The 21,935-nt window shown below is 75.1% G+C and carries 27 protein-coding genes; 14 read left to right on the top strand and 13 right to left on the bottom strand.

Annotation, left to right across the window (positions count from 1 at the left end; translation table 11 throughout):
• The first annotated feature begins 33 nt into the window (after nucleotides 1–33).
• A complete protein-coding gene (locus ACPPVO_RS20430; protein WP_426512794.1) occupies nucleotides 34–675 on the top strand; it encodes an MgtC/SapB family protein in 642 nt (213 codons plus the stop codon).
• A 76-nt stretch (nucleotides 676–751) separates the two neighbouring features.
• Here the strand turns inward: ACPPVO_RS20430 and ACPPVO_RS20425 are convergent, their stop codons facing one another.
• Nucleotides 752–1,633 (bottom strand): universal stress protein, encoded by an 882-nt coding sequence (locus ACPPVO_RS20425; protein ID WP_426512793.1) that lies wholly within the window; start codon nucleotides 1,631–1,633, stop codon nucleotides 752–754.
• Nucleotides 1,634–1,790: 157 nt separating this feature from the next.
• Here ACPPVO_RS20425 and ACPPVO_RS20420 point away from each other — a divergent pair, with 157 nt between their 5' ends.
• Nucleotides 1,791–2,675 carry a universal stress protein gene (locus ACPPVO_RS20420; protein WP_426512792.1) on the top strand — a complete coding sequence of 295 codons (885 nt, stop codon included), beginning with the start codon at nucleotides 1,791–1,793 and terminating at the stop codon, nucleotides 2,673–2,675.
• A 26-nt stretch (nucleotides 2,676–2,701) separates the two neighbouring features.
• On the opposite strand, the gene ACPPVO_RS20415 is transcribed toward ACPPVO_RS20420, so the two are convergent.
• The 4 genes from ACPPVO_RS20415 to ACPPVO_RS20400 form a co-directional block, all read right to left on the bottom strand.
• Nucleotides 2,702–3,280, bottom strand: coding sequence for a CBS domain-containing protein (locus ACPPVO_RS20415; RefSeq protein WP_426512791.1), 579 nt, complete (start codon nucleotides 3,278–3,280; stop codon nucleotides 2,702–2,704).
• A gap of 201 nt (nucleotides 3,281–3,481) precedes the next feature.
• Entirely contained in the window at nucleotides 3,482–3,979 is a 498-nt protein-coding gene (locus ACPPVO_RS20410) for a hydrogenase maturation protease (protein ID WP_426512790.1), read from the bottom strand.
• Nucleotides 3,976–4,233, bottom strand: coding sequence for a hypothetical protein (locus tag ACPPVO_RS20405; protein ID WP_426512789.1), 258 nt, complete (start codon nucleotides 4,231–4,233; stop codon nucleotides 3,976–3,978). Before ACPPVO_RS20405 ends, ACPPVO_RS20410 begins: the two co-directional genes overlap by 4 nt.
• Before the next feature lie 97 nt (nucleotides 4,234–4,330).
• On the bottom strand, nucleotides 4,331–4,792 hold the full coding sequence (locus tag ACPPVO_RS20400; RefSeq protein ID WP_426512788.1) for a Crp/Fnr family transcriptional regulator: 462 nt from the start codon (nucleotides 4,790–4,792) through the stop codon (nucleotides 4,331–4,333).
• A 389-nt stretch (nucleotides 4,793–5,181) separates the two neighbouring features.
• Between ACPPVO_RS20400 and ACPPVO_RS20395 the strand changes: the two genes are divergently transcribed.
• The 9 genes from ACPPVO_RS20395 (at nucleotide 5,182) to ACPPVO_RS20355 (ending at nucleotide 12,747) form a co-directional block, all read left to right on the top strand.
• Nucleotides 5,182–6,285, top strand: coding sequence for an Acg family FMN-binding oxidoreductase (locus ACPPVO_RS20395; RefSeq protein WP_426512787.1), 1,104 nt, complete (start codon nucleotides 5,182–5,184; stop codon nucleotides 6,283–6,285).
• A gap of 37 nt (nucleotides 6,286–6,322) precedes the next feature.
• A complete protein-coding gene (locus ACPPVO_RS20390) occupies nucleotides 6,323–6,643 on the top strand; it encodes a universal stress protein (RefSeq protein ID WP_426512786.1) in 321 nt (106 codons plus the stop codon).
• A 181-nt stretch (nucleotides 6,644–6,824) separates the two neighbouring features.
• Nucleotides 6,825–7,736: a universal stress protein gene (locus ACPPVO_RS20385; RefSeq protein WP_426512785.1), complete on the top strand. Its 912-nt coding sequence runs from the start codon at nucleotides 6,825–6,827 to the stop codon at nucleotides 7,734–7,736.
• 16 nt (nucleotides 7,737–7,752) lie between these two features.
• On the top strand, nucleotides 7,753–8,580 hold the full coding sequence (locus ACPPVO_RS20380) for a universal stress protein (protein ID WP_426512784.1): 828 nt from the start codon (nucleotides 7,753–7,755) through the stop codon (nucleotides 8,578–8,580).
• Between the two features lie 91 nt (nucleotides 8,581–8,671).
• Complete coding sequence (locus ACPPVO_RS20375; RefSeq protein ID WP_426512783.1) at nucleotides 8,672–8,875, top strand: DUF1918 domain-containing protein; 204 nt, start codon at nucleotides 8,672–8,674, stop codon at nucleotides 8,873–8,875.
• A gap of 51 nt (nucleotides 8,876–8,926) precedes the next feature.
• Nucleotides 8,927–9,196: a DUF1876 domain-containing protein gene (locus ACPPVO_RS20370; protein WP_426512782.1), complete on the top strand. Its 270-nt coding sequence runs from the start codon at nucleotides 8,927–8,929 to the stop codon at nucleotides 9,194–9,196.
• Nucleotides 9,197–9,286: 90 nt separating this feature from the next.
• The gene (locus tag ACPPVO_RS20365) at nucleotides 9,287–11,101 is read left to right on the top strand and encodes a putative nucleotidyltransferase substrate binding domain-containing protein (protein WP_426512781.1); all 1,815 of its coding nucleotides are present in this window, start codon (nucleotides 9,287–9,289) and stop codon (nucleotides 11,099–11,101) included.
• 10 nt (nucleotides 11,102–11,111) lie between these two features.
• On the top strand, nucleotides 11,112–11,753 hold the full coding sequence (locus ACPPVO_RS20360) for an exonuclease domain-containing protein (protein WP_426512780.1): 642 nt from the start codon (nucleotides 11,112–11,114) through the stop codon (nucleotides 11,751–11,753).
• A gap of 100 nt (nucleotides 11,754–11,853) precedes the next feature.
• Nucleotides 11,854–12,747 carry a universal stress protein gene (locus ACPPVO_RS20355; protein WP_426512779.1) on the top strand — a complete coding sequence of 298 codons (894 nt, stop codon included), beginning with the start codon at nucleotides 11,854–11,856 and terminating at the stop codon, nucleotides 12,745–12,747.
• Nucleotides 12,748–12,751: 4 nt separating this feature from the next.
• Here the strand turns inward: ACPPVO_RS20355 and ACPPVO_RS20350 are convergent, their stop codons facing one another.
• On the bottom strand, nucleotides 12,752–13,759 hold the full coding sequence (locus tag ACPPVO_RS20350; protein ID WP_426512778.1) for a zinc-dependent alcohol dehydrogenase family protein: 1,008 nt from the start codon (nucleotides 13,757–13,759) through the stop codon (nucleotides 12,752–12,754).
• Nucleotides 13,760–13,797: 38 nt separating this feature from the next.
• Between ACPPVO_RS20350 and ACPPVO_RS20345 the strand changes: the two genes are divergently transcribed.
• On the top strand, nucleotides 13,798–14,166 hold the full coding sequence (locus tag ACPPVO_RS20345) for a nuclear transport factor 2 family protein (protein WP_426512777.1): 369 nt from the start codon (nucleotides 13,798–13,800) through the stop codon (nucleotides 14,164–14,166).
• On the opposite strand, the gene ACPPVO_RS20340 is transcribed toward ACPPVO_RS20345, so the two are convergent.
• Nucleotides 14,153–15,217 carry a hypothetical protein gene (locus ACPPVO_RS20340; protein ID WP_426512776.1) on the bottom strand — a complete coding sequence of 355 codons (1,065 nt, stop codon included), beginning with the start codon at nucleotides 15,215–15,217 and terminating at the stop codon, nucleotides 14,153–14,155. The genes ACPPVO_RS20345 and ACPPVO_RS20340 overlap by 14 nt on opposite strands.
• A 150-nt stretch (nucleotides 15,218–15,367) precedes the next feature.
• Here ACPPVO_RS20340 and ACPPVO_RS20335 point away from each other — a divergent pair, with 150 nt between their 5' ends.
• Nucleotides 15,368–15,571, top strand: a complete 204-nt coding sequence (locus ACPPVO_RS20335) for a DUF1918 domain-containing protein (RefSeq protein ID WP_426512775.1) — start codon at nucleotides 15,368–15,370, stop codon at nucleotides 15,569–15,571.
• 28 nt (nucleotides 15,572–15,599) lie between these two features.
• On the top strand, nucleotides 15,600–16,274 hold the full coding sequence (locus tag ACPPVO_RS20330) for an aquaporin (protein ID WP_426512774.1): 675 nt from the start codon (nucleotides 15,600–15,602) through the stop codon (nucleotides 16,272–16,274).
• A 24-nt stretch (nucleotides 16,275–16,298) separates the two neighbouring features.
• Here the strand turns inward: ACPPVO_RS20330 and ACPPVO_RS20325 are convergent, their stop codons facing one another.
• The 6 genes from ACPPVO_RS20325 to ACPPVO_RS20300 all read right to left on the bottom strand — a co-directional run bounded on the left by ACPPVO_RS20325 (nucleotide 16,299) and on the right by ACPPVO_RS20300 (nucleotide 21,909).
• Nucleotides 16,299–16,994: a hypothetical protein gene (locus ACPPVO_RS20325; RefSeq protein ID WP_426512773.1), complete on the bottom strand. Its 696-nt coding sequence runs from the start codon at nucleotides 16,992–16,994 to the stop codon at nucleotides 16,299–16,301.
• On the bottom strand, nucleotides 16,991–17,944 hold the full coding sequence (locus tag ACPPVO_RS20320) for an NAD-dependent epimerase/dehydratase family protein (protein ID WP_360383867.1): 954 nt from the start codon (nucleotides 17,942–17,944) through the stop codon (nucleotides 16,991–16,993). Before ACPPVO_RS20320 ends, ACPPVO_RS20325 begins: the two co-directional genes overlap by 4 nt.
• Nucleotides 17,941–19,245: a nucleotide sugar dehydrogenase gene (locus ACPPVO_RS20315; RefSeq protein ID WP_426512772.1), complete on the bottom strand. Its 1,305-nt coding sequence runs from the start codon at nucleotides 19,243–19,245 to the stop codon at nucleotides 17,941–17,943. The genes ACPPVO_RS20320 and ACPPVO_RS20315 overlap by 4 nt, the downstream gene beginning before the upstream one ends.
• A 128-nt stretch (nucleotides 19,246–19,373) precedes the next feature.
• Nucleotides 19,374–20,279 carry an endo alpha-1,4 polygalactosaminidase gene (locus ACPPVO_RS20310; RefSeq protein WP_426512771.1) on the bottom strand — a complete coding sequence of 302 codons (906 nt, stop codon included), beginning with the start codon at nucleotides 20,277–20,279 and terminating at the stop codon, nucleotides 19,374–19,376.
• Nucleotides 20,276–21,184 (bottom strand): NAD-dependent epimerase/dehydratase family protein, encoded by a 909-nt coding sequence (locus ACPPVO_RS20305; protein ID WP_426512770.1) that lies wholly within the window; start codon nucleotides 21,182–21,184, stop codon nucleotides 20,276–20,278. Before ACPPVO_RS20305 ends, ACPPVO_RS20310 begins: the two co-directional genes overlap by 4 nt.
• Nucleotides 21,181–21,909, bottom strand: a complete 729-nt coding sequence (locus ACPPVO_RS20300; protein WP_426512769.1) for a sugar phosphate nucleotidyltransferase — start codon at nucleotides 21,907–21,909, stop codon at nucleotides 21,181–21,183. Before ACPPVO_RS20300 ends, ACPPVO_RS20305 begins: the two co-directional genes overlap by 4 nt.
• Nucleotides 21,910–21,935: the final 26 nt, after the last annotated feature.

Genomic DNA, 21,935 nt, shown 5'->3' with positions numbered 1-21,935 from the left:
GTCATCGCCCCACGCAGGTGCTGGAGGAGCACGATGTTCGAGGACGGCCAAATCATCGTCGTACAGATCCTGACCGCGGTCGCGTTGGGCGCCGTCATCGGGGTGGAGCGCGAGTTCGGGGCGCAGCCGGCGGGGCTGCGCACCCACATGCTGGTATCACTCGGCGCCGCGATCTTCGCCCTGGCCGGCGCCGGGCTCGCACACACCGACCCGGCCCGGATCGCGGCCCAGGTCGTCACCGGCGTCGGGTTTCTCGGCGGCGGCGCCATTTTCCGGGAGGGAGTCACGGTCCGGGGTCTTACCACCGCGGCATCCCTCTGGGTGACGGCCGCCGTCGGGGTCGCTGTCGGCCTGCGGTTCTGGTGGGCCGCGGTCGTCGCCACGGCGCTGGCGATCACCGTGCTCTGGCTGGTCAAACAGGCCGAGTGGCATTACCTGCCGATACGGCACACCGTCGTCGTACGCCTGAGCCTGGAGCCGGACCAGCCGCTGGACACTACCTCGCAGTCCGTGCGGGAAGCGCTGCCCCGCGCCAAGTTCCTGCAGATCGAGTACACCGGCCGCACTCACGTCATCGAGTTGACCACCCGCCTGCCGGCCAACGTGTCGCTGCCGCAGCTGGCCGAGTCGGTCCGGGTGATACCGGGCATCGCCGGGGTCGACATCTCGAATTGACCACATGCGCACCTCGGCGACGTCGCCGCCGACCCGCCTCGGCGAGGAGACGAACCGGGCCGCACCGTACCGGCGATCACGGCTCCGCCCCGGGTCCGGTCGCGGCGTGCGTGACGAGCACCGGGCAGTCCGAGTGCTGCAGCAGCCGCAGGCCCACCGAGCCGAGCAGCAGGCCGGCGACGCCGCCGTGACCGCGGCTGCCCACCACGACGAGCCGGGCCCGCGCCGACCGTTCACACAGCATCTCGCCGGCGTCCCCGGCGACACCGTGGAACTCCCACCGCACGCCGGGGTGCCGCCGGGCCTCCTCGCCGACGCGCGTGGCGGCCTCCGCCGACATGACCCGACCGGCCTCGGCGACGTCGTACAGCAACGGCGGCAGGCCGAGCGCCGGCGGCGCGAGCGGTGTCTCGATCGCGCGCACCGCGACCAGGTCGGCCCCGCGCCGCCCGGCCTCGGCGAAGGCCAGCCGGAGCGCCACGGCCGCCGACGCCGAGTCGTCGACGCCGACCAGGACGCCGCCGTCCGGGTCCGGGCGGCCCCGGACGACGGCGACGGGGCATGCCGAGTGCATCGCGACCTGCTGGCTGACCGAGCCCAGCATCGCGCACGCCGCCCGGTGCCGGCCCCGCGTGCCGACGACCAGCAGGTCCGCGCCGGCCGCCGCACGCAACAGCACGTCGGCCGGGTGACCCGGTACCGCCTCGGCCCGGACGTCCACGCCGGGGGCGGCGGCGCGCGCCTCCCCGGCCACGTCGGCCACGAACATGTCCGCCAGCCGCCGGGCGGTCTCGGCCGGGCCGCCGCGCGGTGCGAGGGCCGCCGGCAACCGCCAGTGGTACGCCAGCAGTACACGCAGGGGCGCACCGCGCAGGGCGGCGGTGGTGGCCGCCCATCGCAGCGCCGCCAGCGATGGCTCTGCGCCGTCGACACCGACCACGACACCCTCGTCGACCATGTGATCCACCTCCCTGGTCGCCGCGGGCCGACTTGCCCCCTCGAACGCCGATCATGCGCCCGCGCCGCATTCGCGTGACTTTCGGCCTTGTCACTCTCACCCCTCGCGGAGGCAGCATGAGGTTGGGGGAGCTTCCGGACCGACGAGGAGGACTCCGATGACATACAGATACGGCCCGGTCGTCGCCGGGTTCGACGGCTCGGCCCACAGCCTGGGCGCGCTGCGGTGGGCCGCCGACGAGGCGTGCCGGTGCACCCGGACACTGCAGCTCGTCACGGTGCTGCCCGAAGAGGCCGACGAAACCCCCGCCCGGGACATCGCGCAGCGGGCAGCCGAAGAGGCACGGCGCTGGCGGGTCGGCATCGCGGCGATCGCCGAGATCCGGCACGGCTCGCCGACGGACGTGCTGCGCGAGCTCGCCCAGGACGCCCGGCTGGTCGTGGTCGGCGGGCAGGGCGCCAACGCCGCCGAGGACCGGCCGACGGGCTCGGTCAGCCGGGCGCTGGCCGCCCGGGCGGACGCACCGGTACTCGTCGTGCACGCAGCCGACCGCTGGGCCGGGCCGGAAGCGACGCTGCCGCTGGCGGCTCCCGTCGTCACGGGGTTCGACGGTTCCGACTCCGGACGCCGGGCGCTGCGGCTGGCCTTCGAGGAGGCCGCGGCGCGCGGCCTGCGGCTCGTCGTCGTGCAGGCGTGGGCCCATCCGGACCTGTGGCGGCCGGGTTCGGTGCGCGGCTGCGACCTCAGCGCCCACGAACGGGTCGTCCACGAGGCACTGTGCGAGGCCACCGCGCGCTGGCACGCCGATTTCCCCCTGGTCGACGTCGAGGTGCGCAGCGAGCCGGGCGACGCCGTCCGAGCGCTGGCGGTGGCCTCGCAGTGGGCCGGGCTGATGGTCGTGGGAACCCGCTGTCCGGCCGACCGGGTACAGCCGGACAGTCCGTCGGTCGCCGGGCGTGTGCTGCAGCACGCCGCCTGCCCGGTGCTCGTCGCCCACGGACCCGCCGAGGCCTCCGCGCCGCGGGTGATGCACGCGGCCTGAAGCCCCGGCCGGCCGCCGGCAGGGGCTCAGGCGGTTCCGGCCGAGACATGGACACCGGCGATGCCGGCCGTCGTGCGGACCAGCGCCTCGGCCACCGCCAGCTCCCTGTCGTCGTCGAACCGCCCGTCGATTGTCGCGACGCCGTCCTGCACGGCGACCGGCCAGCGCCGCCGGCCGCCCGCGTAGTTGTCCAGACGCCGCTGGGCCTCCTGCTCGGCGGCGGCGTCGCACGGCACCAGCGTGCGCAGTACGTCACAGCGGCTGACCACCCCGACGACGTGCTCCTCGTTGACGATCGGCACCGTGTGGGCGTCGCGCTGCACCATGACGGCGGCGAGATCCGCGACGTCGGCCGTGGGCCACGCCGTCACCGGCAGACCCCCCATCACGTCACGCACGAACGACGGCTCGCCGTCCCGCCGGCTCACCGACGCCGCCCGCCGCAGCACGTCGCGCTCGCCGACCATGCCGACCAGCGTGCCCCCGTCGTCGACGACGGGGACCGCGGTGATCGAATACCGTTCCAGCAGCGCCACCGCGTCCGCGACCGGTGCATCGGCGCGGACGGTGTACACCGGGGTACTCATGATGTCCTTGGCGTGCATCGCTCCTCCTCGTCTCGTCCGGGCCGCCGGCTCACCGGCCGGCGGAGCCGTGTGGCAGGCCGGCCCCGTCCAGGGCACCCCGCGCGATCGCGGCCACGCGCCGCTGCTGCGGGGTCTCGGCCGACATCTTCGTCGCACCTCGCTTACCGGGCTTGCGGATTCTCCGTACACCTTCATCGTCTTCGGCCGCGTGCCGATCGTTCAGGGACCTTGGTCCGCAGTCGCCGTGGCGCAGGTCCGGACTTCCGCGGCGACCTCCGCCGCCACCCGGTCGGCCGCCCGTTCCACGGCGGGCGACAACCCGACGCCGTATCCGAGGTCGGCGGCCTCGATCGCGAACACCAGCATGCGGGCCGGCAGCCGCCCCAGCTCCCCGGCCAGCCGAACGGCGTCGCCCAGGGCCACCGTGGGCGTGCTGGACGAGCCGCTGTCCGGCTTGAGCGGCCCGGGCACCGGCCAGGCGGTGACGAGCCGGTGGACCCGTCCCGGGTGCGGCGGCCGGATCCGGACGGCGTCGACGAGCACGGCCAGGCGTCGTTGCTGCCACAGCAGGATGAGCGCGCACGCCTCGCCGTCGCTCTCGGCCAGCGTGACGCCCGGCAGCCCGGCGGCCCGCAGCCGCGCCACGACCGCCGGCCCGACCCCGTCGTCGCGCCGGTACGGGCTGCCGACCCCGATGACCACCGCGTCGGGCCTCATGTCCGCTCCACCGTCAGGTCGAGCGCCCGCAGGTCCTCCGGGGCCGGGGCCCGGTAGAAGCCGCCGACCCGCACGTTGACGGGACGGATGGCGCGGCCTCCGACGAGTTCGAGCACCGCGTTGCCGGCCTGCTTCCGGGCCGGCCCGCGCTCGACGGCGCCGCGGTGGTCGCGGGCCATCTCCACGACGCCGTCACCGACCGCGGCGGTGAACGCCTCGGGCCTCCAGGTTGCCGGCGTCGTCGACGTAGTCATCACCGCACCTCCTGAGCACGCGCGGCCGCCAACTCCACAATGCTCTGCGAATCGGGGCACCGGCGAGCATCACGCGCAGCACACCGTTGCCCACCGGTCAGCCGGGCGGCCGGTAAAGGTCCAGCAGCCGCAGCCGGGTCGCCTGCATGCGGTCCACCACGACCGCCAGGAAGCGGGTGGTGAGCTCGTAGCCGAGCGCCGGATCGGCGTGGCACAGGCCGCGCACCCCGGCGGCGTCGAACGCGATGCTGAGCACCGGGCTCACCGTCTCGGCGCTGAAATGCCAGCGGTACGGCGGGAAGAGCCAGGACCAGCCGAGGACGCTGCCCGGCCCGAGCGTCTCGATCACCAGCTCGCCGCGGCCGGGCACCTGCGTGCGGAGGCTGACGGTGCCGTCGCGGATCAGCCACCAGCGCCCGGCGTTGCCGTTCTCCTCGAAGATCCTCGTGCCGGCCCGGAACGGCGCGCGCCGGGCCCACCGCGAGAGCACGTCGATGTGCTCAGCCGGCAGGCCGGCGAGAAACGGGTGCGCGGCGAGCAGGTCAAAGGTCGTGATCATGACGGTCCCCTGTCGTTCGAAGCCCACGTTGCAGCGTCGCCCCAGGCCGCACCCGGCGTGGCCCGTTGGCGCGACCTCACCCCGTCGGCGCTGCCTGCGCCGGCGCCTTGCCGTCGCCCGGCGCCGCAGCGACGGTCTGCGCCGCAAGGTCGCCATGCTCACCGCGCAACGGCAGCGGCTCCGGGAACGGGCCGACGCAACCGCGCGGACCTGGCGAACGGCGCTGGATACCCCGGCTCGAGGCCGGGCTCGCCGCGACGGAGTCCCAGCTGGCCGAGCTGGAGGTCGCCGACACGGTACGACGGATCCGTGCGGTCCCGCGGCGGTGATTGCGGCCCGGAATGGGCAGATCGTCGTGGACCGGTCCCGACGACACCGAGGAGATGGCCATGTCCGCACACGCATCCAGTCCGGCCACGACGTACCGGGTCGGACCGGTCAGCCGGGAGCTCACCCGCGCGGCGGCGGCCGCGTTGCATGCGCCTTCCTTCCTCAACACCCAGCCGTGGCACTGGCGCATCACCCACGACACGGCGCTGCTGTACGCCGACCGGCGACGGCGGCTGGGCATCCTCGACCCCACCGGCCGGCTGCTGGTACTCAGCTGCGGCGCCGCGCTGCACCACGCCTGCGTGACACTTGCCGCCGACGGGGTGTACTTCGAGGTGGACGCGCTGCCGTCCGACGGCGACCCGGACCTGCTCGCGGTGGTGCGGCACCGCGGCGCGGCCGAGCCCTCCACCCGGGCCCAACGCATGCGCCGGGCCATCCACTCGCGCCGCTCCGACCGGCGCCCGTTCGCCGACCGGCCCGTGCCGGAGCCGGCGATCGAGCGGCTGTGCGTGGCCGCCCGGCGCACGGAAGCGCGCCTGCAGATGGTCTGGGCCCGGGATCTCGGCGATCTCGCCCGTGCCGCGGGCGAGGCGGCCGACGCGCAGTTGGCCGATCCGGAGTACCGTGCCGAGCTCGCCGCGTGGATACGGTCCCCGGGCGAGGGCCACGACGGCGTGCCCGTGGACACGCTCGCGGCGCTGGGTGCGCGCCCGGTCCCGGTGCGCGACTTCTCCGCCGCTGGCGCGGCCGCGACCATCACCAGCCGGGTCGACATCGCCGACCGGCAGGCCCGTTACGGCATCATCGTCACCGATGGCGACGGGCAGCACGACTGGCTGACCGCCGGCGTCGCCCTCTCCGCGGTCCTGCTCACTGCGAGCGCCGAACACCTGGCCGCGTCGCCGATGAGCGACCTGGTGGAGCACGAGGTCGCCCGCGGTACCCTGCGGCGGATGCTGGGTGGCGTCGGCTACCCCGCGATCGCGGTACGGATCGGTGTTCCGGCGCCCGGCGAGCCGCCGCACCCCGCGCCCCGCCGGCCGGCCGCCGAGGTCATCGAGGTGATCGCCGACGAGATCGTCGACCCTGCGCGAGGGCCGGCCGACGGGCGCACCGATGATGGGAACAGGCCGCCCGGCGTCGGGCCGCCCGCCCGCTGACAACCGATCAGCCGCCGAGGGGGGCAACGACCGGCGATTGCGTGCGCATCGGCGGGCCCGAGCCCGCGGACGGCCCGGGCGGGCGCTGATCGCCCGGCGTGCCCGGCGTACCGCCGCCGAGCGTGCGCTCAGCGCCGACCTCGAGCCCTGGCGGGGCAAGTTCCCCACCGTCGAGGTCGTTCCCCGCGTCGAGCACTGCCCCACCGTCCCGGCCATGCTGGACGCCGCCCGCGACGCGCTCATGTTCGTCATCGGCGCCCGCGGTCACGGCGGATTCCTCGGCGTACGGCTCGGCGCCGTGGCGCTGCAGGTGCTCGAGCACGCCGGCACGCCCGTGCTCGTGGCCCGCCGCTCCTGAGCGGCCCGACGGCCGCACAGGACGAGCCCGCCGGGCCGGCCATGGCAGTCCGGCCTCGTGGCCCGCCGCCCTTGAGCGGCCCGACGGCCGGGCAGCCATGCACGAGCCCACCGGGCCGGCCATGGCTGCCCGGCCGGGGCCCGGCGCACGATGGAGTGAGGCGCCCGAGGAGATGATCGTCATGACGATGACCGCGGAGACCACGCACGAGGCACGCAGCCGTGCCGCCGGCCGCCGCATCGCCGTCGGCGTCGACCTCACCCCCGGCGGGCTGGCCGCCCTGTCCTGGGCGACCGAGGAGGCCATCGCGTCCGGCGCCCGGATGACGATCTGCCACGCCCGCGCCCCCGGGGACCCGCACGCCGCGGCGCCCGATCTCGACACGCTGATCCTCACCCATCCGGACCTGGTGCGCCGTGTGCGCTGGTGCCGCCAGATACTCGGCGGGAACAACGTAACCCTCGAGCTGCCGCTCGACGACGTGACAACGGCGCTGCTGGAACTCAGCGAGCGCGTCGATCAGCTGGTGCTCGGCGCCCACGACGCCGTCCGCCACCGGCCCCGGACCCAAGTCGCCCAGGTCACCGCGGGCGCGATGTGCCCGGTCGTCATCGTCCGGCCGGTGCCGGCGCATGGGAACGCACCGTTCGCCGGTCATATCGTCATCGGTGTCGACGGATCGCCCGGGTCGGCGGCGGCGATCCCGTTCGGCTTCGGCCTTGCGTGGCGGCACCACCGGCCGGTCGCGGCCGTCCACGTCGACAACGAATGGCCCGGCGACTACTGGTTCGACGAGCAGTGCCTCGAAACGCACTTCGCCGCCGAGCCGGCCGCCCTGGAGCTGCTGGCCCGCGAGATCGAGCCCGTCGCCGCCGGCTATCCGCACGTCGCCGTCAAGCGGGCGGTGTTCGGCGGCGACCCGGCCACCGGGCTGCGCCACGCGGCGACCGGCGCGGCCCTGCTGGTGCTGGGCCGCAACGGCCACCACCTTCCAGCGCTGCTGCGCCTCGGATCGGTGAACCACGCGTTCACCGAGCGGGCCGACTGCGCGGTGGCGATCGTGCCGGAGCACGCGGCGGCCGGCCGAGCCTGAGGAGGTGGCCCCGAGCATGCACACCGACCCTGCGGTGGTCGTCGGCGTCGACGGCTCGGCGCAGAGCGCTTGCGCCGTGGACTGGGCCGCGGCCGACGCCGCCCGCCGGCGGCGCCCGCTGCGGATCGTCCACGCGTCCCTGTGGCCGGTGCTGCACGCGCCGCTGGGCCTGCCGATGCCGCTCGGCTACGAGCGGGCGATGCGGGAGATGGCCGGCGACATCGCGCGCGAGGCCGTCACCCGGGCCACCCGCATCGCGCCGTCACTCGACGTTTCTACGGACATGCCGGTGCAGCAGGCCGCCGCCGCGCTCCTCGACGCGTCCCGGCACGCCGACCTCGTGGTGGTCGGCAACCGCGGGCTCGGGGGCTTCACCGGCCTGCTGATCGGCTCGGTCGGGGTGGCCCTGGCCACGCACGCCGTCTCACCAGTCGTCGTCGTCCGGCCCGGCCGGTCCCCGGGCGACCGCAGGGCCGGTCAGGTGGTCGTCGGTATGGACGGATCGCCGGATGCCGAGCGGGCGCTGCAACTCGCTCTCGAGCAGGCGTCCGTCCGGGGCTCCGGCCTCACGGCGGTGCGCGCCTGCCGCCGGCCCGGGGACGGCCTGGACGGCGATGCCTTCGCGGCGTCGATCGCCGGCTGGGCGGCCAAGTATCCGGATGTCGAGATCAGCCAGGCCGTCGTGCCCGGCCGGGCGGCCGCGGTTCTCGTCGAGCGGTCGGCCGGTGCCGAGCTGCTCGTCGTGGGCTCCCGCGGGCGCGGTGGCTTCACCGGTCTGCTACTCGGCTCGGTGAGCCAGGCGGCCATTCACCACGCGGCCTGCCCCGTCGCCGTCGTCCGCTGATCAGGGACGCGGCGACCGGGGACTTCCGGCCTGGTCGGTGCGCTGCGGCGCAGGTAGTCATGGAGAAGACACGACGTGTCCGGAGGTAGCCATGAACGCGAATATCGGTGACCGGATCGTGCTGGAAGGCACGCATCTCGGCGACGCCCGCCGCGAGGGCGTGATCGTCGAAGTGGCGCACGGCGACGGTACGCCGCCGTACACCGTCGAGTGGGAGGACGGCCGGCGCACCGTCGTCTTCCCGGGGCCGGACGCCCGCATCGATGGCACGGCCGCGGGCCGGGCCGGCCGGTGACGAGCACGAGGCGAACATGTGGAGAGCGCGCCGGAGAGGTTGGAGGTCATCATGCTGGTAGCGAAACAATGGACGGTCGAGATCGCCATCGGTGAGCACGACGGCAACACGGCCGCGGAGGCGCGGCTGCAAACCGAGGACGACACACACCTGGTCGGCATCGGCAGCGCCCGGCTGCACCCGGCCGACGAGGACATCCCCGAGATCGGCGACGAGGTGGCGGTGGCGCGGGCGCTCAGCGACCTGGGGCACCGGCTGCTGCTGGCCGCCGCGGCCGACATCGAGGCGGTGTCCGCGGAGCCGGTACGGCTGACCTGGTGACCGTGCCGGCCGCCGTCCGGTCCCTGGTGCGAGCCGCGCCGGTGGTGTACAACCGGCACAGGCCCACCAGGCGGCCGGAGGGCGGACCGCATGCGGGAGTTCGCTGAGTTCCTCGGCGCACAGGCGCCGTTCGACACGCTGGACACCGACGACCTGGCCCGCCTCGTCGCGCACGCCGAGGTCGAGTACTTCGCGGCCGGGGCGACCGTCGTCACCGAGGGCGAACCCCTCACCCATCTGTGGGTGGTCCGCACCGGCGCCCTCGAGGTCGTCGAGGCGGACCGGGTCGTGGATCTGCTCGGCACCGGCGACACGTTCGGCCAGGAGTGGCTGCTGTCCGGCCTGGCGCCGCCGATGCGGGTGCGGGCCCACGAAGAGAGCCTCTGCCTGCGCATCCCCGACCCGCGCGGCTACCTCGCCCACCCCGATCGGCTGCGCTACTCCGCCCGCCCGGACCGGCGGACCAGCACGGTCGGGCTCGCGCGGGCCGGCCAGCCGCTGGGCCGCGTGATGCGCCCGATCGTGTGGTGCGACGCGACGGAGCGGGTTCGCGACGCCGCCGAGCGGATCGGCGCCGCCGGGCTGTCGTGCGCGCTGGTGCGCACCGGCACGGCCGCGGGCCCGGGAATCGTGACCGACCTCGACTTCCGCCGCCGGGTGGCGACCGGTGAGGTCGGCATCGACGATCCGGTGGCCGCGCTCACCTCGACGCCGGCGCTGACCGTCGAGGAGGATGCGGCCCCGGCCGGCGCGCTGCTGCGCATGCTCGAGCACGGCGTGCACCACCTGGTGGTGACCGGCCGCGGCGGCGAACCGGTGGGCGTGCTGCGGGCGGTGGACCTGGCCGGGGCCGAGGTGCGCGACCCGCTCGTGGTCCGCTCGGCGATCGCCGACGCCCGCGACCCCGGGCAGCTGGCCGCCGCGTGCGAGCTGCTGCCCGCGATGCTCGCCGAGCTGGGCGCGAGCGGCGTGCCCGCCACCCAGATCGGCGCCATCCACGCGGCGGTGGTCGACGCGGCGATCCGGCGGACCATCCGGCTGCTCCCCCACCCGGCCCTCGACGGGCTGCGGCACTCGTGGGTCCTGCTCGGCTCCCTCGCCCGCCGCGAGCCGCTGCCGCTGTCCGATGTGGACACGGCGTTGATCTGGGCCGACCCGCCCGCGGGCACCCCCGACCCGGCGGCGGCGATCCGGCCCGAGGCGCGCGACGTGCTGCGGAGCCTGCAGCGGTACGGGTTCACGCTGTGCGGCAACGGCGCCAACGCCCACAACCCGGTGTTCAGCCGCGCCCGCTCCGCCTGGATCGCCGCGGCCCGCGACTGGCAGCACGACCCGACCCTCGACAACGCCCTGCTGCTGTCGGCGATGGTCGCTGACAGCCGCCCGCTGACCAACCCGCGGCTGGGCGAGTCGCTGACCGAGACGATCCGCTCCCACACCCGCACCAGCCAGTTCCTGCGGGCCCTGCTCGACGAGGCGCTGCGCTGGCGGCCGCCCACCGGGTTCTTCCGTGACTTCGTGGTGCAGCACAGCGGCGAGCACCGCGGCCGGCTCGACCTCAAGCCCGGCGGGCTCACCCCCGTCGTGTCGCTGGCCCGCTGGATCGCCATCGCGGCCGGCGACGCCACCGGCACGACCGTCGAGCGGCTGCGCCGCGGCGCCGCGCTCGGCCTGCTCACCGGCGACGAGGCGGAGACGCTCGCGGGCGGGTTCGAGAGCATCTACGACCTGTTGCTGCGCCACGAGACCCGGGCGCTGGGGGCCGGTGCGTCGGCGGCGTCGACGTTCATCGCCCCGAAGGAGCTCGACTCGCTCACCCGGCGGCACCTGCGCGAGACATTCCGCGCCATCGCGCTCGTCCAGGCCCGCGTGGACCGCACCTGGCTGCAGCGGCTGCCGGACTGAGGGCCCGGCGATGCGACTGCGGCCCACGGTACCGCTGCCGGCTCCCGGCCCGGACACACCGTGGCGCGCGGCCGAGTTCTGCGTCATCGACCTCGAGGCGACCGGCCTCGACCTGCGCCGCGACGAGATCGTGTCGTTCGGCGCCGTCATCGTCCGGCACGCCCGCATTCCGTGCGGGGAGACGGTGTACCGCCGGCTGCGCCCCTCCCGCCCGATCTCCGTCGCCGCGATGACCGTCCACGGCCTGCGCGGCGCCGACCTCGCCGACGCCCCACCGCTCGACGACGTCGTGGACGAGCTCGCAAGCCTGCTCGGCGGCCGGGTGCCGGTCGCCCACGCGGCCTGGGTCGAGCGCGCCTTCCTGGACCGCGCGCTGCGACCGCGTGGCCGGCGGCTCAACCGGACGCTGATCGACACCGCCGCGCTCCTGCGCGCGGCGCGGCTCGCCGAGGCCGCCCCCGGCCGCGAGCCGAACCTGGAGTCCGCGGCGCGGCGGCTCGGCCTGCCGGTGCACACGCCGCACCACGCGCTCGGCGACGCGTTCACCACCGCGCAGCTGCTGCTCGCCCTGGCCACCCGGCTGGAGGGCGGCCGGCGGCCGCTCACCGTCGGCGATCTGGACGCCGTGACCCGCCACCACCGGACGGCCTGACGCGCCACCGCCGCAGCGCGGCCACGCTCACCCCCGGGGCATCACCCGCGACCGCGCAACGCTGAAAGGGAACAGACACCCGGACAGCCAGGAGGTCTCCATGCTTGCGGAGCACAGCGTCGTCGTCGGCGTCGACGGTTCCGAGTCGAGTCTCGACGCGGTCGCCTGGGCGGCGGCCGATGCGTCGCGGCGCGCCCGGCCTCTGCACATCCTGCACGCGTTCCTGTGGCCCGCGATGTACGCGCCGATCACCGCGCCCATGCCGATGAGCGCCCCCTACGAGGAAAGCATGCGGCAGGTCGGCGAGCAGACCCTCGCCGCCGCGGAGGCCCGGGCCCGGACGGTGGCGCCCGGCATCCGGATCACCACCGCCACGCAGGTGCAGTCGTCGGCATCCGCGCTGCTCGAGGCCTCCCGGCACGCCGGCGTCCTCGTGGTCGGCAGCCGGGGCCACGGTGGCTTCGCGGGGCTGCTGCTGGGCTCGGTCGGTGTGCAGCTGGCCGCGCACGCCGAGTGCCCGGTCGTCATCGTGCGCAACGAGGAGCGGCCGGCCGGGCCCGAGGCGGGCCGGGTGGTCGTCGGGGTCGACGGCTCGGGCGACAGCGACGATGCGCTGCACTTCGCGTTCGAGCAGGCGTCGTACCGCGGCGTGGGCCTGACCGCCGTGCTCGTGTACGAGTGGTCGGCGTCGACCGGCCCCGCCCGCGGCATGTGGCCGCCGGCCGCCGACGCCGACGCGGTGCGCGAGGAGCACGAGCGCGCGCTTGTCGAGTCGGCGAGCGGGTGGGCGGAGAAGTACCCCGACGTCGACTTCCGGCCCGCCGTCGTGAGCGGCCGCCCGGGGCCGGCCCTGAACAACCGGTCCGCGGGCGCCGAGCTGCTCGTCGTCGGCTCCCGCGGCCGGGGCGGGTTCACCGGGATGCTGCTCGGATCGGTGAGCCAGACCGCGATCCACTACGCCGGCTGCCCGGTGGCCGTCGTCCGCCAGCGCTGAAGCGTCAGCCGGCCGCTGGGAAGGAGAGCACGGCGGCCCCGGAGACGCGGTCGGCGGCCAGGTCCGCGAGAGCCTCGCCGGCCGCGTCCAGCGGGTAGGGCGTGGTCGCGACCCGAAGGTGGTGCCGCTGCGCGAACTCGAGGAACTCCCGGCCGTCCCGGCGCGTGTTCGCGGTGACGCTGCGCAGCGTGCGTTCCTGGAACAGGTGCTCCTCGTACCGCAGCGGCGGGATGTCCGTCAGGTGGATCCCGGCGACGGCCAGGGTGCCGCCCCGGTCCAGGGCCGCGAGCATCGGCGGCACCAGCGTGCCCACGGGCGCGAACAGGATCGCCGAGTCGAGCGGCTCCGGCGGGGCGGTGGCCGAGGCCGACGCGGCGCCGAGCGACAGGGCGAGGTCGCGGGCGGCCTCCGAGCGCGACACCACGTGTACCGTCGCACCCTCCGCGATCGCGACCTGGACGGCCAGGTGCGCGGACGCGCCGAAGCCGTAGAGGCCCAGCCGGCCGCCCGGGGGCAGCTCGCTGCGGCGCAGCGCCCGGTAGCCGATGATCCCGGCGCACAGCAGCGGCGCGACCTCCTCGTCGGTGTAGCCGGTGGGCAGCCGGTACACGTATTCGGCGGGCGCGACGCAGTACTGCGCGTACCCGCCGTCGGCGTCCCAGCCGGTGTACCGCGAGTACGGGCACAGGTTCTCCGCGCCCTGGCGGCAGTACCGGCAGCGTCCGCACGTCCGCCGCAGCCAGGCCACCCCGACGCGGGTGCCGGCCGCCGGCTCGGACACGTCCGCCCCGACCCGCTCGACGGTGCCGACGACCTCGTGCCCGGGCACGGTGTCGGGGCGCCGCGGCGGCAGGTCGCCCTCGGCCAGGTGCAGGTCGGTGCGGCAGACGGCGCAGGCCCGCACCCGCACGAGCACCTCGTCGGCGGCCGGCTCGGGCACGGGAATCTGCACGCGGCGCAGCGGCTTCCCGGCGATCGGCCCGGGCGCGTGCACCTGCCAGGCGGTCATCATGGTGCCATGCTGCCCGGGCCCCGGCGGATAATGCACCCATGACCGACTCCCAGACCCTGCTCGAGGCCGAGCGCCGACTCCAGGCCGCCCAGCGCGCCGGCGACGTGGCCGCGCTCGACACGCTGCTCGACGACCGGCTGATCGCCATCGGCCCCGACGGCAGCAAGGTCACCAAGGCCGACGACCTGGCCGCCCACCGCAGCGGCACGTCGGTCGTCACCGGCCTCGTGGAGGAGGATCTCGACCTGCTCCTGATCGGCGATCTGGGCGTCACCTTCTTCCTCGGTACCGTCACCGGCACCTACGACGGCGCGCCGTTCGATGCCCGGCTGCGCTACACCCGCACCTGGGCCCGCGACGCGGACCTCGGCTGGCGGGTCGTCGCCGCGCACATCAGCCCCGCCTGAAGCCCCCGGGGGCCGGGATCAGGCGCGGGCCCGCGGCGGCGCCGAGCAGGGCGAGCCCGCCGAGCAGCAGCGGGGTGAGCACGAGGCCGGCGATCAGGTTGCCGCCGATGGCGTCGCCGAGCACGTAGCTGGCGACGTCGGGGTAGCCGCTGTGCGGGAACGCCGCGACGTCGTATGCGGTGCCGAGCGCGAACCGCCCCTGCCCGAGGACGACGCCAAGGCCGAGCGCGAAGTGCAGCGGCGCGGCCAGCACCACGGCCAGCCACCCGGCCCGCACGCCCGCCGCGCGGTCGTCCGCACGGAGCGCGGCGCCGACCGCCACGAACAGGACCACGGCCGCGGCAACGGGCGGCACCAGCGGCGCGACCCCGCCCGTCAGGCCCCGCGCGGTCCAGGCGACGGCCGCCGCGACGGCGCCGCCCAGCCCCCACCACAGCACCGCGGGCGTGTCCGCCCCACCCCGGGGCGGGGCCAGCGCGACGACGAGGTACGCGGTCAGCACCAGCGCGAAGACCACCGTCAGGACGTGGGCGTCGTCGGCCGTCGCCGCCGGGTGGACCGCGGCGATGGCGACCACTACCGCAACCGCGGCGGCGACGCCGGCCAGCGCCACGCCGGCCACGACCCGCTCGGGCGCCGTGCGGGCCGGGCGCGGATGCCGGGCGGCCGCGAGGGTGGCGTACCCGCCGAGCAGCCCGCCGAGCACGGTGACGAACAGCCACAGGCTCGGCACCGCCCGCGCGGCGGCCAGGCTGCCCGTCGCCGCGCCGGCCAGCCCCGCCCCGGCGACGAGGGCGACCCGGGCACGGCGCTCGGGCGGCGGGAACAGCCCGACCCACACCACCCCGGCGGCGAAGCGCCGGCGGGCACCGGGGCCGTCGATGTGGCCGAGCTCGGCGAGCATGGCTCGGCCCCACTCGCGGCGGTGCGACGGCAATCGGCGGACCGCAAAGCCGGCGACCCGCGCCGGCAGGTCGCCGCGGTCCCGGCCGGACAGCAACCAGACCGCGGCGACCACGATCAACACCACGAGCACGACGAAGACCGGCATCACACGCTCCGAACCCGAGTTGGAAGGGCCGCTGACTAACTCTATATAGCAAGAGTTATCCCGGCAAGTCCCGCGGCCGGTCCTGTGTGCGGCGGCGCGGGGCGGGTAGTCGGGTCCGGACGTGACGTCTCTGGAGGTGGCGAGGTAGCCATGAACGCGAATGTCGGTGACCAGATCGTGCTGGAAGGCAACCACGTCGGCGACGCCCGCCGCGTGGGTGTGATCGTCGAGATCGGGCACGGCGACGGCACGCCGCCGTACACGGTGGAGTGGGAGGACGGCCGGCGTACCGTCGTCTTCCCGGGGCCGGACGCCCGGATCGGTACCGCGGCCGTCGGACACCGGTCGGCCTAAGTCGGCCGCCGCGGGGAAGAAACGCCCCATGCATCGGTACGGAGCCTATGCGACGGAGTTCGTCGGAGCCTTCTTCCTGCTGTTCACCGTCGGCACGAGCGTGCTGTCCAATGCGCCCCTCGCGCCGCTGGCGATCGGGGCCGTCCTCATGGTGATGGTCTACGCGGGCGCGCACGTGTCCGGCGGGCACTACAACCCGTCGCTCACCCTCGCCGTGCTCGTGCGGCGGCGCATGGCGCGGCCCGACGCCATCGCCTACTGGGCGGCCCAGGTGCTCGGCGGCGTCATCGGCGCGGCGTTCGCGCTCTGGGTCGTCAACCCCGCGGCCGTGGGCCAGCTCGCCCCGGACGGACGGCAGCTCGCCGCGGCGCTGCTGGCCGAGTTCCTGTTCACGTTCGCGCTGGCCTACGTGATGCTCAACGTGGCCACGAGCCGCAGCAACCCGAACAACTCGTTCTACGGCCTCGCGATCGGCTTCACCGTCGTGGCCGGCGCGATCGCGGTCGGCCGCGTGTCCGGGGCGGCGTTCAACCCGGCGATCACCCTGGGGCTCACCGCAATGGGGCTGCTGCCGTGGTACCTCGCGCTGCTGTACCTGCTCGTCCAGCTGCTCGCCGGCGTGGCCGCGGGCCGCGTCTTCCTGATCCTGAACCCGGACGAGGCCCGCGTGGCGCACGAGGAGCCGGTCGGGGCCGAGCGATGAAAGCGCACGGCCCCGACCAACGGTTCACACGAGCGACAGCGCCCGGTCGCTGATGACGCACTGCATGCCGAAGAGCGCGGCGCGGCGGCGGGCGAAGTCGGCCAGGCCGGGCGAGTCGGCGTAGTCGAGCGCGTACAGGTCCACGCCGTAGCGCGGCAGCTCCTCGGCGACCCGGGCGTGGCCCTCGAGGACGTCCGGCGGCCACGGCGCGTACCCGTCCGCCGTCCAGCGGGCCGAGAACGACTCGAAGAGGATGCCGTCGACGTGCCCGGCCAGCTCCGGCAGCAGCCCGAAGCCCCGGTTGGCCAGCACGTAGCCGGAGCCGGGCAAGGCGCGGATCGCGGCGACGAGCTCCATCAGCGCCGGCAGGTCCTCCGGGAACGTCAGCTCGACGTTGAGCGTGTCCAGGAACAGCCCGGCGAAGCCCGCGTCCACGGCGTCACGGGCCTGGCCCAGCACATGCTCGCGCCAGCCGGGATGCCCGACGTGCACGAACGCGCCGCCCCAGTCCGGGTTGCGCTCCGCGCGCTGCCACGGCGCCGGCGGGCCCTGGTCCTCCGACAGCGACAGGTACGCCAGCGGGTCGGTGCCCGCCGCGCGCAGCCGGTGCAGCTCCGGCGTCGGGTAGAACTCCGGCTGCAGGACCGCCCGCGGGTAGTCGGCCAGCTCGGCGACCCGGCCGGTCCCGTAGTAGAACACGATCGGCGGCGCGTCGCTCATCGGCGGTACCACTCGACGGTGCGCCGAACGCCTTCCTCCAGCGGCACGGTCGGCTGGTAGCCGGTCAGGTCCCGCAGCAGCGTCAGGTCCGGGCAGCGCCGGGTGACCGCACCGGGCGCGCCCGCGGCCGGCTCGATCTCGGCGTCGGCGCCGGTGAGCCGCAGGACGAGCTTGGCCAGGTCGGCGATGCCGGTCTCCGCGGTGTCGTCGCCGATGTGCACGATCCGGCCGTCCGCCCGCGGGCTGGCCATGAGGCGGACCATCGCCTCGACGGCGTCGTCGACGTAGCAGAAGGCCCGGGTCTGGTCGGCCCCCGGCACCCGCAGCGGCCGCTCGCCCCGCAGCGCGCGCAGGGTGAGCTCCGGGATGGCGTGGTCGGTGCCCATCCGGGGCCCGTACACGTTGTGGAAGCGGCCCACCACGGCCCGGAAGCCCTTGGCCCGCGCGCCGTGGACGACGGCCGCCTCGCCGAGCAGCTTGCTCACCGCGTAGGCGTAGCGCGGGGCGGTGACGTCGCCGACGGTGACCGGCACCGACTCGCCGGTCGGCACGGGGGCGATCCCGGCGTCGACGGCGCCCGCGTACACCTCGCTGGTCGAGGCGAAGAAGACGTGCTCCCCGGCCGCGACCCAGTCCAGCAGGTGCAGCACGGCGAGACTGTTGACGCGCACCACCCGGGCCGGGTCGGCCTCGACGTTGCGCACCCCGACCACGGCGGCCAGCAGGTAGATCTGGTCCCAGCCGTGCGGCAGCACCCGCCACGTGGCCGGGTCGGTGAGGTCGCCGTGCTGGACGCCGAGGCGCGGCCCGCGGGCCAGCTCGCCGAGGTCCAGGTCGTTGCGGCCGCGGGAGAAGTCGTCCACGATGGACACCTCGCACCCGTCGTCGAGCAGGCGGCGGGCCAGGTGCAGGCCGATGAAGCCCGCCCCGCCGAGCAGCAGCGCCCTCATGCGAGCACCCCCTGCGGCTGGTAGCCGATGCCGGCGTAGCGAACGCCGGCGGCCCGCAGCGCCTCCTCGTCGAGGATGCGCCAGGAGTCGAAGACGACGGCCGGATGCCCCACGCCGAGCACGGAGTCGGGCTCGATCGCGCGGTAGTCGGGGTGGTCGTTGACCACGAGCACGGCGTCGGCCTCGCTGAAGGCCTTGTCGATGCTGATCGGCTCCCCGCCGTACTGCCGCATGACCGCGTCGGAGACGAGCGGGTCGTGGCCGAGCACGGTGAGGCCCGCCGCGGAGAAGACCGGCATCATCGTGGCGATCGGGGTGCCGCGCATGTCGTCGGTGGCCGGCCAGCCCTTGTAGGCCCAGCCCAGCACCGCCAGCGTCATGCCCTCCGTGCCGCCGCACTCCTGCCGGATGAGCTCCACGACGGTCCGCGCCACATGCACCGGCATGAACTCGTTGAGCCGGCGGGCCGGCTCGATCAGGAACGGCTGCCGCTCGCCGCTCTCGCTGAGCATGATGTACGGGTCCTTGGACAGGCAGCCGCCGCCGACGTAGCCGGGCCGGGCGAGGTCGGGCCGCGGATAGTCGAGGTTGGCCGCGCCGATCACCTCGAGCGGGTCGAGGCCGTGCCGCTCGGCGATGAGCGCGATCTCGTTGCCGTACGCGTAGATGAGGTCGGTGTGGCAGTTGTTCGACAGCTTCACCAGCTCCGCCGTCTCCAGGCCGGAGACGGGCACGAGCCGCTCGGCGAGCCCGCCGAACAGGTCGAGCCCGTCGAGCAGGCTCTCCTCGTCGAGGCCCCCGACCACCTGCGGCAGCTCCACGAGCTCGCGCAGCGCCTGGCCCTGGATGGTGCGCTCGGGCGCCATCACCAGCCGGGCCGCGCCCCACGCGGCGCGCAGCGGCGGCAGGACGATGCGCCGGCTCGCGCCGACCGGCACGGTGCTGCGGACCACGACGAGCGTGCCGGGCGTGCACGCCTCGGCGACGTGGCGGGCGGCGGCGGCGAGGCTGGTCAGGTCGGGCCGGCGGGTGCGCTCGTCGACCGGCGTGGACACGCAGATCACGGCGGCGTCGACCGCGCCGTTGGGCAGGGCCGTGTCGACGAAGATGTTCCGCCCGACGTGCTCGGCGAACGCCTCGGCGACGCCGGGCTCGTAGATGTGCGGATGGCCGCGGTTGAGCGAGTCGACGACGGCCGGCTGCACGTCCATGCCGTGGACGGTGAAGCCCTTGCGGGCCAGGGCGGCGGTGAGGGTCAGGCCGACGTAGCCCATCCCGATCACGCCGATGGTGCGTGCCATGTGCGGTGTTCCTCTCGGTGTTGGTTGCCCGGTGCTGGTTGCCCGGTCCTGTATGTCCGGTGCTGTATGTCCGGTGCTGTATGTCCGGTGCTGTATGTCCGGTGCTGTATGTCCGTGCTGGTTGCCGGTCAGCCGCAGGGCGCGGCGACGCGGTCGAGCTCCCGGGTGGTGACGGTGCCCAGGAAGCCCTCGGTGCGGTAGCGGGTGCAGGCGTCGCGCACGGCGGCGGGGCGCCGGGCGTAGTCGACGGCGAGCACGAGCTTGCCGGCGTCGCGCAGGGCGCGGGCGTCGGCGAGGTTCTCGGCGCAGTAGTCCTCGGTGCAGGGCCGGTCGGTGGCGCGGTAGAACAGCTCCTCCAGGCCGATGCCGTCGATCGCATCGGTGTAGCCGGGGTAGCGGCGCAGCTCGGGCGAGTTCTGCGGCACCACCCAGAAGCCGGGCCGCCGCTCGCGGGCGTACCGGCCGATCCGGTCGAGGAGCCCGACCATCGCCAGCGCGAGGCGCTCGCGGGTCCAGCCGCGGGCCAGGCCCAGGTCGAGCTCCTCGTACGCGAGCGGGGTGTCGAGGTACACGCCGTCGAACCCGGCGGCCAGGGCCCGGTCGAGGCGCGGCCGCACGACCCGGTCCCACCACCGCTCGTCCCAGTACCGCACGAAGTACTCGTCCGGCCAGTCCTCCCAGCGGTTGAGCACGAGGTCGCCGGCCTCGCGGGCCAGCGCCGGGTACTCGGGCCGGAACTTCTCGACGCTGCCGATCTCGAAGTAGGCCAGGACGCGCTTGCCCGAGGCCCGCAGCGCGGCGATCTCGTCCGGCCGGAACCAGTCCGAGCCCGCGTCCCGGGCCAGGTCGATGACGGCGAGGCGCTGCGGGGCCCGCGCGAGCGCCGCGAGCCCGTCGTCGTCGTAGCCCTGCAGCTGGTACACCCAGCCGTCCCCGGCCACCGGCGAGCCGTGCTGTCCGCCGCCCGAGCAGCCCGGGACGGCGAGCGCGACGGTCGCGGCGAGCGCGGCCCCGCGCGCCAGCGAGCCGTTCACCGCCCCGCGCCGTCGAGCGTGGCCCAGATCTGCTTCACCGACTCGGCGAGGGTGTGGGTCGGCACCCAGCCGAGCACCGCCTCGGCCCGGGTGATGTCGGCGCGGATCCAGTCGACCCCGGCCGAGCGGGCCGGCCCGGCCCCCTGCTCCATGATCGCGCCGCTGTACCCGGCCGTCTCGGCCAGCCGCCGCACGGCCTCGCGCGCGGTCACGGCGCGCCCGCTGCCGATGTTGACGACGCCGGCGCCGGGCTCGGGCCCGGTGGCCGCGGCCGTGACCGCCGCGGCCACGTCGCGCACGTCGACGAAGTCGCGGTACGCGCCGAGCGGACCGAGCAGCACCTGCCCGGCCGCCCCGGCCAGCGCGTCGCGGATGAGCACCGCGGCCCGGCCGAGCAGGTTGTCGCGGTTGAGGTTGGGCCCGATCGGGTTGAACACGCGCAGCGTCACCCCGTCGACCTGCCCGGCCGCGGTGGCCAGCTGCAGCAGGCGGGTGCCCGCGAGGTGGGTCGTGCCGTACTCGCCGACCGGCGCGCACGGGTGGTCCTCGGCGACGCTGACGCCGTGCGCGACCGGGCCGTACTCCCCCGCCGAGCCGAGCCGGACCAGCCGCGCGCCCGGGGCCGCGGCCGCGACCGCGTCGATGAGCCGGACGGTCGCCACCGTGTTGGCCTCGAGCAGGTCCAGGGCGGTGCCGCCGAGCCGGCCGGTGCAGTTGACGACGACGTCGGGGCTCGCCTGGCGCACCAGCGCGGTCAGGGCGGCGATGCCGCCGGTGACGAGGTCGTGCTGCGCGCGGCCCGGGCTGGTGAGGCTCGTGACCCGCGGGTCGGCGGCGAGCGTCGCGGCGACGCTGGAGCCGACGAAGCCGGACGCGCCGAAGAGGAGAATCCGCAGTCGCTTCACGCCGCCACCTCGCTGCGCACCGGGAGCAGGGCCGGCTCGAGCTCGCCGAAGCGCCGGTTGGCCTCGTCGTACTCCTCGGGCCGCCCGATATCGAGCCACACCCCCTCGAAGTCGTAGCTGTCCGGGAACTCCCCCTGCCGCAGCAGGTCCTGGATCAGCCGGTCGAAGCCGAGGGCCAGGCCCGGCGGGTACGGCTCCAGCGTCTTGCGGGCCATGCCGTAGATGCCCATCGAGACGCGGTGGCGGTACGACGGCTTCTCGGTGAAGCCGACCACCCGGTCCTCGACGACGTCGAGGACGCCGAACTCCATCCGGGTCGTCTGGGCCGCGGTCGCGATCGTCAGCGGCGCCCCGCCGCGGCAGTGCCGGGCCAGCAGGTCGGCGAAGTCGAGGTCGGTGAGCAGATCGCCGTTCATGACCAGGAAGTGGTCGGGCAGCTCGTCCTTGACGAGGAACAGCGGGCCGGCGGTGGACAGCGGCACCCGCTCCTCGGCGTAGCTGACGTCGAGGCCCCAGCGGGAGCCGTCGCCGACGAACGCGCGGATGAGCGGGCCGAGGTGGTTGATGGCGAGCGTGACCGAGGCGAAGCCGCGGGCCGCCAGCTGCTCCAGGACGATGTCCAGGATCGCGTGCCGCTCGCCGATCGGCATCAGGGGCTTGGGCAGGGCGGTGGTGAAGGGGCGCAGCCTCACGCCCTTGCCACCGGCCATGATGACCGCGTGCATATAGGTTCCTGCTTTCGAATTGAGGT

This window comes from Dactylosporangium sp. McL0621, assembly GCF_049995355.1.
Taxonomy (GTDB): domain Bacteria; phylum Actinomycetota; class Actinomycetes; order Mycobacteriales; family Micromonosporaceae; genus Dactylosporangium.
The sequence above is the reverse complement of the archived record's forward strand: the minus strand, read 5'-3'. Positions and strand labels throughout refer to the sequence as shown.